We start from the raw sequence: 15,535 nt of genomic DNA on the forward strand, positions 1-15,535 counted from the left end.
CCGCCGCGCGGGCCGCTACCTCCTGGCGATCAGCCAGACGGCCAGCGCGATCACCGCGAGCGCCACGAGCGAGGCGGCGACGATCTTGCCGGTGCTGTACGGGCGCTCGCCGACCACCTCTCCGGTGCGGGCGTTCACCGTCACCTGCCAGGTCCGCCCGGCGTGCAGGTAGGTGAGGAACCACACCGGAAGCAGCATCAGCTTGAAGGTGACGTCGGAGTAGTGGGTGTCGACCGACTCGACCCGCTGCTCGTCGCCGCCGATGTCACTGCGGCAGTCACCCTCGATGACCTCGGCCATCCGCTGCTTGGCCGTCTCCAGGCCCGCCTCGGGCTCGATGTCGTAGCGCACCGTCTGGAAGCCCGCCAGGTACTCCTCCTGGTAGGGCCTGGCCTCCTCCAGCGGCCAGGGCGTGAGCTTGTCGAGCTGCTTGGCGGTGACATGGCCGGTGCCCGGGACCAGGACGTCGTCGAAGTCCCGGGACACCGTTCCGGAGGCCGGGTACCAGCGGGTGTGCCGCACCTGCTCGGTCACGGTGCGGGTCTCGCCGTTCTCGGTGACGGTGCGGGTCACGGTCTCGTAGTAGTACTCACCGCGCCGACCCCGGTAGTCGGAGACGGTGGCCGCGTCGTACGTCCAGTGGGGCAGGTAGCTGCCCTTGAAGGACTCCGCCTCGGTGACCTTCTTCAGGTCCTTGGGGGCGAACCAGCGCGAGGACGTCCAGGTGCGCAGCGCGTCCCGGGCCCCGTCGCGGTCGAGGCCGAAGGGCACGACGGCCTCGGGGACGACCCGCTCGGTGGCGCCCGCGTCGGCCACCAGGGGCGTGGCGCAGAACTGGCAGCGCACGGAGAGCGTGTCGCTCTCGGTGCGGGCCCCGCAGCCGGGGCACACGAAGGTGTTCACGGAGCCGGGCCCGGCCTGCGGCTTGGCGGGGAGGGCCGCCAGCTCCTGGATCGGGTGCTCCCGCACCGCGCGCTGCACGGGCACGATGGCCTGCTGGTGCGCGCAGTAGGGGCAGCGCAGCGCGTCGGTCCCCGGGGCGTACTCCACGGTGGCACCGCAGGCCTCGCACGGGTACGAGCGGGCGGCGGTGGCCTGGTCCTCGGTCATGGTCGTCGTCCCCGTCCGCTCAGGCCTGGGGCGGCAGCGGCGGCGGGACGCTGCCGAAGAGGCGTTCGACCTCCGGGACCTGTTCGGCGGGGAGCCAGCCGGACATGCCGTTCTGCCAGACCAGGGTGGTCCGGGCGAGGGTACCGGCGCCGATCAGGCCGGTCAGCGCGGCGGTGTCGTACGGGCCCTGCTGGGCGCCGCCGGCGCCGATGAACCACTGCTGCTGGGGCAGCGGCGGCGGGGCGACCGGAGGGGCGGCGGGCGCGGGGGCCGGAGCGGCGGCGGGCTGCTGCGGGGTGAGGCCCTCCGCCATGCGCCGGCCGAGGGCCATGCCGACGCCCAGTCCGACGCCCTCGCCCGCGGCGCCGGGATTGCGCGCGGCGTCGCCGATCGCGTCGGCCGCCTGGAGCTGGGTGTACTGGTCGAGGTTGCCCACGATCCCCATCCGGGAGCGGGCGTCGACGGCGGCCTCGACCTCGGGCGGCAGCGAGATGTTCTCGATGATGAACTTGGGCACGGCGATGCCGACCGGGGCCAGTTCCTCGGTGAGGGCGGCCGACAGCGCGGCGCCGAGCCCGTCCTGACGGGTGGCCAGGTCCAGCATCGGCACCCCGGCCGTGGCCAGGGCGGTCGCCAGTCGCCCGACGATGAGCTGCCGCAGGTACTCCTGCACCTCCTCGGTGCGGAACTGCGGGTCGGTGCCTGCCAGTTCGCGCAGCAGCGCGGCGGCGTCCACGACGCGGGCCGCGAAGGCGCCGAAGGCCCGCAGCCGCACCATGCCGAACTCGGGGTCACGGACGATGACGGGGTTCTGGGTGCCCCACTTGAGGTCGGTGAACTGGCGGGTGGTGACGAAGTAGACCTCGGCCTTGAAGGGCGAGTGGAAGCCGTACTTCCAGCCCTTCAGGGTGGACAGCACCGGCAGGTTCTGCGTCTCCAGGGTGTAGGTGCCGGGCGTGAAGACGTCGGCGATCTGCCCCTCGTTGACGAAGACCGCCGTCTGCGACTCACGGACGACGAGCTTGGCGCCCATCTTGATCTCGTTCTCGTAGCGCGGGAAGCGCCAGACGATGGTGTCGCGGCTGTCGTCCGTCCACTCGATGATGTCGATGAACTCACCGCGTATACGGTCCATCAGTCCCATGGCCCGCCCCCGTTTCCTCTGCTTTCGGCTCACTTCGCGACCGCACGATAGCAATCGCCGCCGCCCCGGGGGTCCGGCACCTGAGCGAACCTGTTCCCCCGGGGGCTACCGCACGGTAACCGTTCTTCCCTACGCTTCCGCTCAACTCGACTACGAACAAAGGGAGTTGGCCATGAGCGGGACGAGAAGACTGGCGGGCTTACTGGGTGCGGTGGCGCTCCTGACGGCGGTCCCGGGCAACGCCGGCGCGGCGGAGCCCACGTTCGCCGGTACGACGGCGATCGGTACGCACAACGCGTACGAGAAGGCCAAGTACACCTACTTCGCGCAGGCGCTGGACTCCGGGGCCTCGCTGCTCGAGATCGACGTCTACACCGACCCGCTGACCCGGCGCTGGCGGGTCAGCCACAGCAATCCGCTGGGCAACAACAACAACTGCGAGGCCGCGAAGACCCCCGGCGAGCTGTACGGCAAGAGCCGCGACCAGGACCTCGGGAGCTGCCTGGACAACATCGCCGCCTGGCACCAGCTCCATCCCGGCCACCGGCCCATCGTCTTCAAGATGGAGATGAAGAACGGCTTCAACGCCACTCTCGGACTCGGGCCCGCCGCGTTCGACACCCTGGTGCGGCAGAAGCTCGGCGACATGGTCTACAAGCCGTCCGACCTGCTGGGCGGGAAGCACGCGTCGCTCGACGCGGCCGCCAGGGCCGACGCCTGGCCGTCCCGGGACGCCCTGACCGGCAAGGTCCTCTTCGAGCTGATCCCCGGCACCGTGGAGCAGGCCAACCCCTTCGACCACTACTGGACCGACCAGGAGTACGGCGACCACCTGCGCGACCTGCACGCGGCCGGGAACATCGCCTCCGCCCAGGCGTTCCCCGCCGTACTCGGCGCCGCCGACGGTGACCCGCGCGCGAGCCGCTACGACGCCTCGATCCGCCCCTGGTTCGTGTTCTTCGACGGCGACGCGGCGACCTACGCCACCAAGGGCTACGACACGTCCTTCTACTCCCAGAACCACTACATCCTGATCACGACGGACGCGGCCCAGGTCGCCCCGGCGATCTCCTCGACCGACCCCACGGACGCAGAGGTGGCCGCCCGCCTGTCCCTCCTGGCCGGGCAGCACGCCAGCCTGATCACCTCGGACTGGTCGGACAAGTCGGCCGCCGTACTGGGTTCGGTGGCCCCCCGGAGCTGATGTTCGAACGCCCTGAAGGTATCGCCCGTACCAGTTGTGGGGCAGAAACCAACCAACGACTCCTCCCCCACGGCACCTTCAGGGAGTGCGCATGCTGCACGGCATCGATGTGAGCGCCTACCAGTCCTCCGCCTACGGCACGAGCGGCCTCTCCTTCGTCTTCATCAAGGCGACGGAGGGCCGCACGTACGTCAACTCCAAGCTCAGTGCCCAGACCAAGCAAGGCCGTGACGCCGGTCTCGTGGTCGGCTTCTACCACTTCCTGTGGCCCGGCAACATCACCGCGCAGGCGGAGTACTTCGTCTCGCAGGCGCCCGAGAAGGCGGGCGACATCCTCGCCGTCGACTGGGAGACGACCGGCGACGGCACGCACGCGACCAACGCGGAGAAGGACGCGTTCATCCGCGCGGTCAAGTCCCTGCGCCCGCACAACCGGGTCGTGCTCTACACGAACAGGAACTTCTGGCTCAACATCGACACCACCTCCTACGCGGGCGACGGCCTGTGGATCGCCGACTACGTCGCCGCCGGGGAGCCCCGGATCAAGGCGAAGTGGCTCTTCCACCAGTACACCGACGACCCGCTGGACAAGGACGTGGCGAACTTCGCCGGCGCGACCGCGCTGCGGCAGTGGGCGGCCGTCTGAGCCGGGACTACCCCCGGAACTGCGCCGGCCGCTCCGGGGACGCCTCGGCCAGGGCCTTGGCGACGGTGTCCGCGCCTGCCTGGAGGCCGTAGACCGGCGTGCCGGGCTGCTGGCGCCAGGAGTCGTCGATGCCACCGCCGTCCACGGCGTCGAAGCCGAGCTGGTCGACGAGCGCCCGCACCTTCGCCTTGGCCGCCTCGTCGTCGCCCGCCACCGGGAGCGCCATGCGGTCGGGGGCCCCGGCCGGGCGGGGACGTTCGAGGAGGTCCTGGGCGTAGGTCCCGTTGAACGCCTTGATCACCGGATGGCCGATCTGCCGTTCGGTCCAGCGGCTCTCGGTGAGCCCCTCGTCCTCGATCCCCGCGATCCTGCCGTCCCGCTCGCGCGGGTAGTAGTTGCCGGTGTCGATCACCGTCACGCCCCCGGCCGCCCCGTCGAGCAGCCCGGGCGGCAGGTTCGGGACCGCCTTGACGGGGACGGTGACCACGACGACCTCTGCGCCGCGCGCCGCCTCCTGTGCGTATACGGGGGTCGCGCCGGTCTCCTCGGCCAGCGCGCCGAGTGTCCGCGGGCCACGGGAGTTCGCCACGGAGACGTCGTGCCCGAGGGCGGTCAGCCGCCGGGTGAGGTTTCCGCCGATGTTGCCCGCGCCGATGATGCCGATCTTCATGTCTGCTCGCCCTGCCTCTCCGGGTCGGTGTCCGGCACAGCTTCCGCAGGTGAGTTGAAACCCCGGGGCGGCGCCGGATATTTCCGTCCCGGTGCCGGCCGGGTGACGCGCGTCACCGGCGATGCCCGGCGTGATCACACAACCGTGGACGGATCCCGCGGGTCTACTGAGCGAGTCGTCCCGCCCCGGGGTGCGGCGGCTCCACTCTTCTCGCTCCTCACGAAGGACATCGCGGATCCGCTATGGGTAGACCTCGCTACATCTGGGGTACGGCTGCCGTCGCCACGGCAGGGATCGTCGGAGGGCTCCTACTGACCACAGGCTCCGATCAGCCGGGCAAGGGCACCGACGGTGACGGCAAGCCGGGTCCCGTCACGAGCCAGGCCCGCACGGCCGCGCTGACGGCGAGCGAGCAGGGCACCAGCGCCGCTCTGAAGCAGGAGCGGACCGAGCCGTTCAGCATGCTCGGCATCACCTGGAACGACCCCTCGGCGCGGGTCGACGGCACGATCGAGGCCCGCACCCGCGCGGCCGGGTCCGGCCAGTGGTCGCAGTGGCTGCGGCTGGACGGCAGCGGCGGTCAGGGCGAGGCGGCCGCCGAGCGCGGCGGCACGGAACCGGCCTGGGTGGGCCCCTCCGACGGCGTGGAGGTGCGGGTCACCGCGGGCGGACGCACGTCCGACCGGCTGCCCGCCGGGCTGCGCCTGGACATGATCGACCCGGGCAGGGCAGCCACGGGCGGCACGGGAACGATGGAGCCGGCGGCCTACGCCGTCGACGCGCCCGACGATCCGACCGAGTCGCCCGACCCCACGGCCGGCCAGCCGGCCGGCACTCCGCCGGAGGAGACACCGGCCGGCGACGATCCCACCACGGAGCCGGTCGAGTCCGGGACTCCGGCCGAGTCCACCCCGCCGGCCCAGGAGCCGAGTTCTTCCGCACCGGCCTCCCCGCCCCCGCCCACAACCCCCAGCCCGAGCCCCAGCACCAGTGCCACCGGGCCCAAGGCTCCTCCTTCCAGCGCGCCGCGGCCGGCGATCGTGTCGCGGGCCGGGTGGGGCGCCGACGAGAAGATCAGCCCCGAGGAACCCGACTACCTGCCCGGCGGAAAGATCAAGGCGGTGGTGGTCCACCACACCGCCGAGAGCAACAACTACACCTGCGCCGAAGCCCCCGCGATCGTCCGCGGCATCTACGCGTACCACGTCAAACAGCTCAAGTGGAAAGACCTCGGCTACAACTTCCTCGTCGACAAGTGCGGCACGGTCTACGAGGGCCGCAAGGGCGGAGTGGACCTGCCGGTGATGGGCGCCCACGCCTACGGCTTCAACTCCGAGACCACCGGCATATCCGTCCTCGGCACCTACACCGACGTCGCCCCGAGCGACGCGGCGCTGACCTCGGTCGCCCGGATCGCCGCCTGGAAGCTGGGGCAGTACGGCGTGGACCCGGCCGGCACGGCGACCCTCACCGCCGGTGACAGCGGGAGCAACTACGCCCGCAAGACCTGGGCCAAGGGCGCCAAGCTGAGCCTGCCGGCCATCCACGGGCACCGTGACGGCTTCAATACCCAGTGCCCCGGCAACGCGTACTACGCCAAGCTCCCCACCGTCCGTGCCTGGGCCGCGGGCCCCGTCACCGGGCTGGCGATCAAGTCCGTCACCGGTGCGGGCCTGTCCGGCACGACGTACTACACCCAGGGCGCGATCACCGTGGGCTGGACGGCGACCACCCCGTCCGCGCTGATCAGCGCGTACGAGATCCTCGTCGACGGACAGCCGGTGGCCAAGGCCGCCGGAACCGCCACCTCGGCCAAGGCCACGCTGACGCCCGGCAGCCACCAGGTGCAGGTCCGCGCCACCCACCAGTCCGGCAGGACGGCCACCTCCGCGGCGGCCACGGTCGTCGCGGAGACCACCGCACCGACCTTCCCCACCAAGCCGGCCCTGGCGCTGCGCGCGGGGACGGTGAACACGACCGCGGTCCCGGTCACCCTGAGCTGGAAGGCGGCCGACGACACCGCGCTGAAGGAGGTCAGGCTCACCGCCCCGGCCGCCGCCACGTACGGTCCGACCGCGACCACCGCCGCCCTCACCGCCACGTCCGGTGCCGCGACCACCTGGTCCCTGACCGCGTACGACCAGGCCGGCAACACCGGCACGGCCGCGGTGTCCGGCACCCCGGTCCTTGCCCAGGAGACGGCCGCGACGAAGACCGGCACCTGGGCGGGCAAGTCCTCGGCCAGCTACCTGGGCGGCCAGTCCTTTGGCAGCTCGACCAAGAACGCCTCCCTGACCTGGACCTTCACCGGCCGCTCCGTGGCCTGGCTGGTCTCCCGCGCGAGCACCTCCGGGCAGGCCGACATCTACATCGACGGCACCAAGGCCGCCCGGGTCGACCTGCAGTCGGCGACCACCAAGTACCGCGACGCCATCTGGACCAAGACCTGGCCCACCAGCGCGAAGCACACGATCAAGATCGTGGTCGTCGGCACCGCGGGCCGCCCCGCCGTCACCACGGACGGCATCGTGTACCTCAAGTAGCCCCCCGTACGCGACCGGGCCCGGCGCCGGCCTTCGCCGCCGCCGGGCCCGACTCGTGGGGATCGGGTCCGGGTCCGCTCAGCGGAAGACGCCTGTGTGGCCCAGTGAGTAGCGGCCCGGCTGGGGGTACACCGCGAGGCCGTGGGGGCCGCTGCCGACCTTGATGCGGGCCAGTTGGGCGCCGGTGCGGGTGTCGATGGCGTACACCTCGGAGTTGTAGCGGCCCGACAGCCACAGCACCTTGCCGTCGGCGGAGACGCCGCCCATGTCGGGGCTTCCGCCGTTCGGCAGGCGCCACTTCTTGGTCAGCCTGCCCTCGGCGAAGTCGAAGACGGAGATGGTGCCCTCGCCGCGGTTGGAGACGTACATCTCGCGGGAGTCGCGGCTGATGTACAGGCCGTGGGCGCCCTTGCCGGTGGGCAGGAATTCCGGCTTGCCGAAGGTGTCGCCGTCAAGGATCCACAGCCCGTTGGCCACCATGTCGGCGACGTAGAACCTCTTGCCGTCGGGCGAGATCTTCACGTCCTGCGGCATGGCGCCGCGGACGTCCAGCTTCTGCCGGCCGACGACCTCCATCCGCGCGGTGTCGACCTTGAGCAGTTCGCCGCTGAACTCGCAGGAGACGATGAAGTAGCGGCCGTCCAGGGAGAAGTCGGCGTGGTTGACCCCGGAGCAGGTGACCGGGACGGCCTTGGCCGTCTTCATGGTGTGCGCGTCGCGGAACACGAGCTGGTGGTCCTTGGAGGCCATGACGACGGCGTACTTGCCGTCGGGCGTGAAGTAGAGGTTGTACGGGTCGTGCACGTCGACCGGCTTGCCCGCCTTGCCGGTCCTCGGGTCGATGGGCGTCAGGGAGTTGCCGAGGTCGTTGTTGACCCACAGCGTCTTCAGGTCCCAGGACGGCACGACGTGCTGGGGCTGGCGGCCCACCGGGATGGTCTCGATGACCTTGTACGTCGCGGGGTCGATGACCGTGACGGTGTTGGAGTTGGTGTTGGGGACGTAGACGCGGGACGGGAAGTCCCTGACGACCGGGGAGAGTTTGCCCGGGCGGTCGGCGGCGTAGACGTCGGCCGGGTCGAGGACCGGCGGCATGCCGGGCAGCACGTCGGCGGCCTGCTGCTGCCCGGGCGGTACGGGTTCCTTGCTGCCGAGGCCTTCGTCGGCGTGGTTCTTCGGGCCCCCGCCGGTGCAGGCGGACAGCGCGGTGAGCGCGAGGCAGGCGGCGCCGGCGGTCAGGGCCCGGGCGAATCGAGTGGGTGACATCAGCTCAGCAGCTCCGTGGTGGTGACCGCGTGGAGGCCGCGGCGGTCGAGTTCTTTGAGTACGTCGGGAAGGGCGGCGACCGTGTCCGGGTACCCGAAGTGCAGGCTCACCACGGATCCGCTCCGTACCTCCGCCAGGACCTTGCGGGTGACGGCCGGGGCGCCGGGCCGGGTGTAGTCGAGGGAGTCGACGTCGTAGGACAGGACGTGCGGGTACCCGGCCGCGCGGGCCAGCCGCTGGACCAGCGGGGAGGCGGTCGGGGCGCGCGAGGGGCGGAACCAGGTGCCGATCGAGCCGGTGAGCCGCTTCAGCCGGTTTGCGCAGCCGGTGATCTCCGCGCGGGCGCCGGCCTCCGCCATGTCGTTGACGGCCACGTGGCGCTGGGTGTGGTTGCCGAGGTCGTGGCCGCCGTCGAGGATCCGCCGGGCGAGCTGCGGATACTGGTCGAGCCAGGTGCCGACGGCGAGCACGGTGAGGCGGGCGCCGTGCTTCTCGGCCGCGGTGAGCAGGCCGCGGGCGGTCTCGGGGTCGCCCTGGCCGTGGAAGGTGAGGGCGACGCGGGGCCGGTCGCGCGGGCCATGGGTGATCTGCGCGGGCTGCCGGGGGAAGGCACGCGGCGCGGGCGCGGCACGCGCGGTGGTGGCGGGCGGGGACTCGGCGGAGGGGGCCGAGGACGCGGCGGAGGACGCGGCGGCGTGGGGGGCGGCACCGGTGGAGGAGCATCCGGCGGCGAGCCCGGCACCGGCGACGAGCCCGGCACCGGTCCGCAGCACGCCGCGGCGGTCGGTCGTGGTCACCCGCACCATTTAAGAGGCGGAGGGTAAGAAAACGGGCGATTCACACGTATGGGCGCGAGATGAGCGTCAGTCAGTCGACCGGCCGGCGGTCAGCGGTCGGCCACGCGCATCTCGAACCAGGTCGTCTTGCCCCGCGGCAGCAGATCGACGCCCCAGCGGTCGGACAGCTTGTCGACGAGGAACAGTCCGCGCCCGCTGACGTCCAGCTCCTGTACGGGCATCAGACAGGGCAGCCCCCGGGAGGGGTCGCGGACCTCGACGCGGAGCCAGCCGCGGCGGCGGCGCATCCGCAGACCGAAGACGCGGGCGCCGGTGTGCCGCACCGCGTTCCCGACGAGTTCGGAGACGAGCAGGACGGTGTCCTCGGCCAGTTTCGGGGACAGTCCCCACTGACGCAGGACGACGACCTGGGTGATCCTGCGGGCGATGGCGGCGGACTCGGGGAGGGACGGGAGCGGAACCTCGCCCTCCGTCGGGTTGCCGTGCGACTCCAGCGCTTCGAGCGCCCGTTCGTCCTCGACCGCGGGCGACCAGCGCGCCGCGGTCGCACGTGACTGTCCCCGCGGCTGCCCGATGCCTTCCAGCCCCGCCATGCCCCCATCATGGCCGTCCGGCGCCTCCGGCGGGGTCGTTCCGGCGGAATGCGCCCCTCGGGCGCCTTCCGCGCACGGCTTGCGAACGGCAGGCGCCGGCGGCACTTCGGGTCCGTCAAAACCCCCGTCGACCTGGGCGGACGGATCGGCTGGAGGCAATCGACCGGCTCCCTTGGCAAGGCAGGCTTGAAGCTGGCTCAAGGCTGCCACAAACCGCCCGCCGAGGGGCCCGAATCAGACGTCACGTCAATTGCAAGGGCACGGACGGTATTTCACAGGAACTTCGCCTTGCCGGGACCCTCCTCGACGAAGCTGCGCATGCCGCGCTCGCGGTCCTCCGTGGCGAACAGGCCCGCGAACCAGTTGCGCTCGATGGCGAGCCCGGTCTCCAGGTCCGTCTCCAGGCCGGCGTCGACCGACTCCTTGGCGGCGCGCAGCGCGATCGCGGGCCCCCGGGCGAGCCGGGCGGCCCAGGCGTGCGCCGCCTCGTACACCTCGGCGGCCGGCACCACGCGGTCCACCAGGCCGATCGTGAGGGCCTCGTCGGCCTTGACCTGACGGCCCGTGAAGATGAGGTCCTTGGCCTTGGAGGGGCCGATCAGCCGGGACAGCCGCTGGGTGCCGCCCGCGCCCGGGATCAGGCCGAGCAGCATCTCCGGCTGGCCGAGCTTGGCGTTGTCGGCGGCGATGCGGTAGTCCGCGCAGAGCGCGAGTTCGCAGCCGCCGCCCAGCGCGTAGCCCGTGACCGCGGCGACCACCGGCTTGGGGATACGGGCCACGGCGGTGAAGGAGTCCTGCAGGGCGCGGGCCCGCACGACCATCGCCGCGTGGTCCATCACCTGCATCTCCTTGATGTCCGCGCCCGCCGCGAACACCTTCTCGCCGCCGTAGATCACCACGGCGCGCACGTCCTCGCGGCGGGTGGCCTCCTCGGCGAGCTCCCTGATCCGGTCCTGCGTCGCGACGTCGAGCGCGTTCATGGGCGGGCGGTCGAGGCGCAGCGTGCCGACGCCCTCGGCGACTTCCAGAGATACGGTCATGAGGGCAGGTTAACGTCCACTAACGACAGCCCGCCCGGTGCGGTCGGTCACACCGGGCGGGGCCGTCAGCGGAGACGTCGGGGGAAGAGTCAGGCCTTCCAGTCCTCCCAGGACATGTTCCAGCCGTTCATGCCGTTGTCCGGGGCAACGGTGCGGTCCTGGGAGTTCTTCACGACGACCACGTCGCCGATCAGCGAGCGGTTGAAGAACCAGGCGGCCGGCACCCCGCTGTCGTAGCCGCCGCGCACGTCGCGCAGACCGACGCAGCCGTGGCTGGCGTTGTAGTTGCCGAAGGCGCCGCCGCCCCAGTAGTTGCCGTGGATGAAGGTGCCGGAGTCGGTCAGGCGCATGGCGTGCGGTACGTCCTTGATGTCGTACTCGCCGCCGAACCCGACCGTCTCACCGTTCATACGGGTCACCGTGAGCTTCTCGGTGATGACCATCTGGCCGTTCCAGGTGGCGTTGCCCGGCCGGCCGGCGGTGATGGGGATGGTCCTGACGACCTTGCCCTCATGCATGACCTTCATGGTGTGCTTCTTGGCGTCGACCACGGAGACCTGGTTGCGGCCGATGGTGAAGGAGACCGTCTTGGTCTGCTTGCCGTAGACACCGGGACGGCCCTGGACACCGTCGAAGTTGAGCTTGACGGTGACCTTGGTGCCGGCCTTCCAGTAGTGCTCGGGCCGGAAGTCGAGCCGGTCGTTGCCGAACCAGTGGCCGGCGACGTCGACGGCCGGCTCGGTCTTGATCTCGATCGCCTTCTCGACGTCCTTCGGGGCGGTGATGCCCCGGGTGAACCGGAGGGAGAACGGCATTCCGACGCCGACGGTGGAGCCGTCCTCGGGCGTGAAGTAGCCGACGAAGGTGTTCTGCGGCGTCAGCGTGGTGAAGCTGGAGTCCTCGGCCGCCTCACGGCCCGCGGAGTCCTTGGCGACCGCGTGCACCGTGTACTTGGTGGAGGCGGCCAGGTGGAGGTCCGGGGTCCACGAGGTGCCGTCGGCGGATATCCGCCCGGCTATCGCGGTGCCCTTGCCGTCCTTGACGTCGACCTGGGTGAGCTTGCCCTTGCTCGCGCCGACCTTGAGTGCGCCGCTGGTATCGACGGACTCGGCGCCGTTCTTGGGTGCGATGGTCACGACCGCCTGCGACTGCTCGCTGCGGGCGCTTTCGGCCTCCTTGTTCTTCCCCGTACTGGATGCCGGGTCCTGGGTGTCGCCCCCGCCGCAGGCGGTGACGGCCAGGAGCAGCACGCCGGAGGCCAGCGCGAGCAGCCCCTTGCTCCCCCGTCGCCCCCGCGCGCCCACCGACGCCCCCGATATCGGCCGCATGTTCACTTGTTTCTCCCCTCCCCGGGCCGGCCCCGACCCGTACCCCAGCGCGCCGTACGCGCTCTGGCGCATATTAACCACAAGGTCAGAGGCGAGATGTCAGGCGATTGTCACTGTTCCGTCCCAACTTCAACGACCGCCGGAAACAACCCTCTTGTCTCGACGCCGGCCCCACCGGATTACTTCACCGCGCCGCCCTTCTCCCAACCCTCGGTACGGCGGCCGGTGCGGCCCCCATGCGCCGTGTGCGCCCGGTTACGTGCCTCATGGGCCGCCCAACGACCTTCGTGCCCCCGGGAAACGTGAGTGCGAGGCAAGCTCTGGGCAGAACAGAGGGGAGGACCGCGCGACGGGGAGCCGCGACCGGGGGCAGCCGCAGGGGGGCGGGGCCGGAGGCGGGCACGAGCCGGAAGATCCGCACAGAGCCGCAGAGAGCCGCAGAGAGCCGAATAAAGGGGCCGCCCTGGTGTCCAGCGCAGCCGAACAGGAGGCGGTGGCGGGCGGGCGCGCCACCGGGGAGGAGCGGCCGTCCGCCGCCGTGAACGGCGTGCGGCGGGCCGCGCCGCCGTCCGGCGTGCCCGTGTGGCCAGGTGCGCCGACGCCACTGGGCGCCCGTTTCCGGGCGGGCCCCGACGGGGCGGCCGGCACCGGCTTCGCGCTGTGGGCGGGCGGGGCGGAGGCCGTCGACCTGTGCCTGTTCGACGGTCCGGGCCCGGACGCCAGGGAGACGAGGGTCCGGCTGACCGAGCTGACGCACGAGACCTGGCACGGTTTCATACCCGGGATCCTGCCGGGGCAGCGCTACGGCTACCGCGTGCACGGCCGCTGGGACCCGTGGACGGGCGCCCGCTGGAACCCGGCGAAGCTGCTGCTCGACCCGTACGCGCGTGCGGTGGACGGCGCCAAAGGGAATGATTACAGCCGGCTGCCGCCGGAGGTCTACGGGCACGTACGCGACTGGCCGGACCAGCACGTGGCGGACACCGTGCGCGACGAACGGGACTCCGCGCCGTACGTGCCCAAGGGCGTCGTCGTCCACGATGACGACGACTGGTCCGACGACCGCCGCCCCGGCACGCCCTGGGCGGACTCGGTGATCTACGAACTGCATGTGCGCGGCTTCACCAGGCTTCACTCGGGGGTCCCCGAGGAACTGCGGGGGACGTACGCGGGTCTGGCCCACCCGGCGGCGGTCGAGCACCTGGTGAGGCTGGGCGTGACGGCGGTGGAGCTGCTGCCGGTGCACCAGTTCGCGCACGAGGACCACCTGCTGCGCCGCGGCCTGCGCAACTACTGGGGCTACAACTCGATCGGCTACTTCGCCCCGCACGCCGGCTACGCCTCCTCCGGCACCGCGGGAGCGCAGGTGGGCGAGTTCAAGCGGATGGTGCGTGCCCTGCACGCGGCCGGGATCGAGGTGATCCTCGACGTGGTCTACAACCACACGGCGGAGGCCAACGAGTACGGCCCGACACTGTCGTTGAAGGGCGTCGACAACCAGCGTTACTACCGCCTCCAGCCGGACGCCCGCAGGTACGCCGACTACACCGGCTGCGGCAACACCCTGCACGTGGTCCAGCCGAACGTGCTGCGCCTGATCACCGACTCGCTGCGGTACTGGGTGACGGAGATGGGCGTGGACGGCTTCCGCTTCGACCTCGCCGCCGCGCTGGCCCGCGCGATGCACGACGTCGACATGCTCTCGCCGTTCCTCGCGGTCATCGCGCAGGATCCGGTGCTGCGCCGGGTCAAGCTGATCGCCGAGCCGTGGGACGTCGGCTCGGGCGGCTACCAGGTGGGCGCCTTCCCGCCGCTGTGGACGGAGTGGAACGACCGCTACCGCGACACGGTGCGGGACTTCTGGCGGCACGCGCTGCCGGACGTGCGGGAGATGGGCTACCGGCTGTCCGGCTCCAGCGATCTGTACGCCTGGGGCGGCCGCCGCCCCTACGCGTCCGTCAACTTCGTCACCTCGCACGACGGTTTCACCCTGCGCGACCTGGTGTCCTACGAGCGCAAGCACAACGAGGCCAACGGCGAGGGCAACCGGGACGGCACCGACGACAACCGGTCCTGGAACTGCGGGGCGGAGGGCGAGACGGACGACGAACGGGTGCGGTCGCTGCGGCGCCGGCAGCTGCGCAACCTCGTGACCACCCTGCTGCTGTCGACGGGTGTGCCGATGCTGGTCGCGGGCGACGAACTGGGGCGCACCCAGGGCGGCAACAACAACGCCTACTGCCAGGACAACGAGACGGGCTGGCTGGACTGGAGCCTGCTCGAGGACCCCGGCTGGCGGGAGCTGTCGGAGCTGACCGCCCGTCTGATCGCGTTGCGTCACCGGCATCCGGTGCTGCGCCGCCGCGCGTTCTTCTCGGGGCGCGCGCACTCGGCGGACGGGCTGCGGGACCTGGCCTGGTTCACCCCGTGCGGCACGGAGATGACGGAGCAGGACTGGTACGCCCCCGCGGCCACCCTGGGGATGTACCTGTCCGGCCGGGACATCCCGGGCCGCGACGAGCGCGGTGCCCCGATCGTCGACGACAGCTTCCTCGCTGTGCTGCACGCCGGGGACCGCCCGGTGGACTTCGTCCTGCCGGGGCCGCCGTGGGCGCGGCGGTACGAGGTGGTCGTGGACACCTCGCGGGAGGACCAGACGCGGGCGCCGGGCGAGGAACACGCCTCGGCCGCCGCGATCACGGTGCCGGCGAGGTGCGTACTGCTGCTCAGGGCCGTGGACCAGGGCCGCTCATCGGCCTCTCAGCCGAGGATGCCCCGGTCGTAGGCGACCGCGACCGCCGCCGCGCGGTCCTTGACGCCGAGCTTGGCGTACAGGTGGGTGAGGTGGGTCTTCACGGTGGCCTCGCTGATGAACAGCTCGCGGGCGATCTCCCGGTTGGAGGTGCCCCTGGCGACCAGGGCCAGCACCTCGCGCTCGCGGGCCGAGAGCGGTTCCTTGCCCGGGGCGGGCGCGCGAACCGCCGAGACCAGCCGGGAGGCCACGGCCGGGGAGAGGACCGTACGGCCCTCGGCCGCGGCGCGGACGGCCGTGAACAGCTCGTCGCGCGGGGCGTCCTTGAGCAGATAGCCGGTCGCGCCCGCCTCGATCGCGGGCAGGGAGTCGGTGTCGTACGTCGTCATCCTGTGACAGCGGCGCGAGCGCCCTGACGGCCTGCCCGGCAGAGCCGGGCAAA

The 15,535-nt window shown here is 71.6% G+C and carries 12 protein-coding genes and 1 pseudogene; 4 read left to right on the forward strand and 9 right to left on the reverse strand.

Annotated features, from left to right (window positions below; all coding sequences use genetic code 11):
- Positions 1-15: 15 nt before the first annotated feature.
- A complete protein-coding gene (locus CG719_RS31740) occupies positions 16-1,110 on the reverse strand; it encodes a hypothetical protein (protein WP_100572164.1) in 1,095 nt (364 codons plus the stop codon).
- 19 nt (positions 1,111-1,129) lie between these two features.
- On the reverse strand, positions 1,130-2,245 hold the full coding sequence (locus tag CG719_RS31745) for an SPFH domain-containing protein (RefSeq protein WP_234375855.1): 1,116 nt from the start codon (positions 2,243-2,245) through the stop codon (positions 1,130-1,132).
- Positions 2,246-2,426: 181 nt separating this feature from the next.
- Between CG719_RS31745 and CG719_RS31750 the strand changes: the two genes are divergently transcribed.
- Together CG719_RS31750 and CG719_RS31755 are read left to right on the forward strand one after the other, a co-directional pair.
- Complete coding sequence (locus tag CG719_RS31750; protein ID WP_199836855.1) at positions 2,427-3,458, forward strand: phosphatidylinositol-specific phospholipase C domain-containing protein; 1,032 nt, start codon at positions 2,427-2,429, stop codon at positions 3,456-3,458.
- A gap of 91 nt (positions 3,459-3,549) precedes the next feature.
- A complete protein-coding gene (locus CG719_RS31755) occupies positions 3,550-4,104 on the forward strand; it encodes a glycoside hydrolase family 25 protein (RefSeq protein WP_100572166.1) in 555 nt (184 codons plus the stop codon).
- Between the two features lie 7 nt (positions 4,105-4,111).
- Here the strand turns inward: CG719_RS31755 and CG719_RS31760 are convergent, their stop codons facing one another.
- Positions 4,112-4,774 (reverse strand): NADPH-dependent F420 reductase, encoded by a 663-nt coding sequence (locus CG719_RS31760; RefSeq protein WP_100572167.1) that lies wholly within the window; start codon positions 4,772-4,774, stop codon positions 4,112-4,114.
- 242 nt (positions 4,775-5,016) lie between these two features.
- Between CG719_RS31760 and CG719_RS31765 the strand changes: the two genes are divergently transcribed.
- A complete protein-coding gene (locus CG719_RS31765; protein ID WP_100572168.1) occupies positions 5,017-7,317 on the forward strand; it encodes an N-acetylmuramoyl-L-alanine amidase in 2,301 nt (766 codons plus the stop codon).
- 78 nt (positions 7,318-7,395) lie between these two features.
- Here the strand turns inward: CG719_RS31765 and CG719_RS31770 are convergent, their stop codons facing one another.
- The 5 genes from CG719_RS31770 to CG719_RS31790 form a co-directional block, all read right to left on the reverse strand.
- The gene (locus CG719_RS31770; RefSeq protein ID WP_100572169.1) at positions 7,396-8,583 is read right to left on the reverse strand and encodes a YVTN family beta-propeller repeat protein; all 1,188 of its coding nucleotides are present in this window, start codon (positions 8,581-8,583) and stop codon (positions 7,396-7,398) included.
- Positions 8,583-9,389: a polysaccharide deacetylase family protein gene (locus tag CG719_RS31775; protein ID WP_100572170.1), complete on the reverse strand. Its 807-nt coding sequence runs from the start codon at positions 9,387-9,389 to the stop codon at positions 8,583-8,585. The genes CG719_RS31770 and CG719_RS31775 overlap by 1 nt, the downstream gene beginning before the upstream one ends.
- 80 nt (positions 9,390-9,469) lie before the next feature.
- Complete coding sequence (locus CG719_RS31780; RefSeq protein WP_100572171.1) at positions 9,470-9,973, reverse strand: ATP-binding protein; 504 nt, start codon at positions 9,971-9,973, stop codon at positions 9,470-9,472.
- A gap of 272 nt (positions 9,974-10,245) precedes the next feature.
- Positions 10,246-11,013: an enoyl-CoA hydratase/isomerase family protein gene (locus CG719_RS31785; protein WP_100572172.1), complete on the reverse strand. Its 768-nt coding sequence runs from the start codon at positions 11,011-11,013 to the stop codon at positions 10,246-10,248.
- An 89-nt stretch (positions 11,014-11,102) separates the two neighbouring features.
- Entirely contained in the window at positions 11,103-12,347 is a 1,245-nt protein-coding gene (locus CG719_RS31790; RefSeq protein WP_234375857.1) for a L,D-transpeptidase, read from the reverse strand.
- Positions 12,348-12,807: 460 nt separating this feature from the next.
- Here CG719_RS31790 and glgX point away from each other — a divergent pair, with 460 nt between their 5' ends.
- Positions 12,808-15,126, forward strand: coding sequence for a glycogen debranching protein GlgX (gene glgX, locus CG719_RS31795; protein WP_100572173.1), 2,319 nt, complete (start codon positions 12,808-12,810; stop codon positions 15,124-15,126).
- Here glgX and CG719_RS35970 read toward each other — a convergent pair.
- Positions 15,102-15,511, reverse strand: a pseudogene (locus CG719_RS35970) (LuxR C-terminal-related transcriptional regulator); the annotation flags it as partial. The gene glgX and the pseudogene CG719_RS35970 sit on opposite strands and share 25 nt — an antisense overlap.
- Between the last annotated feature and the right edge of the window lie 24 nt (positions 15,512-15,535).

The organism is Streptomyces sp. CB01373, assembly GCF_002803075.1.
In the GTDB taxonomy this organism is placed as follows: Bacteria; Actinomycetota; Actinomycetes; order Streptomycetales; family Streptomycetaceae; genus Streptomyces.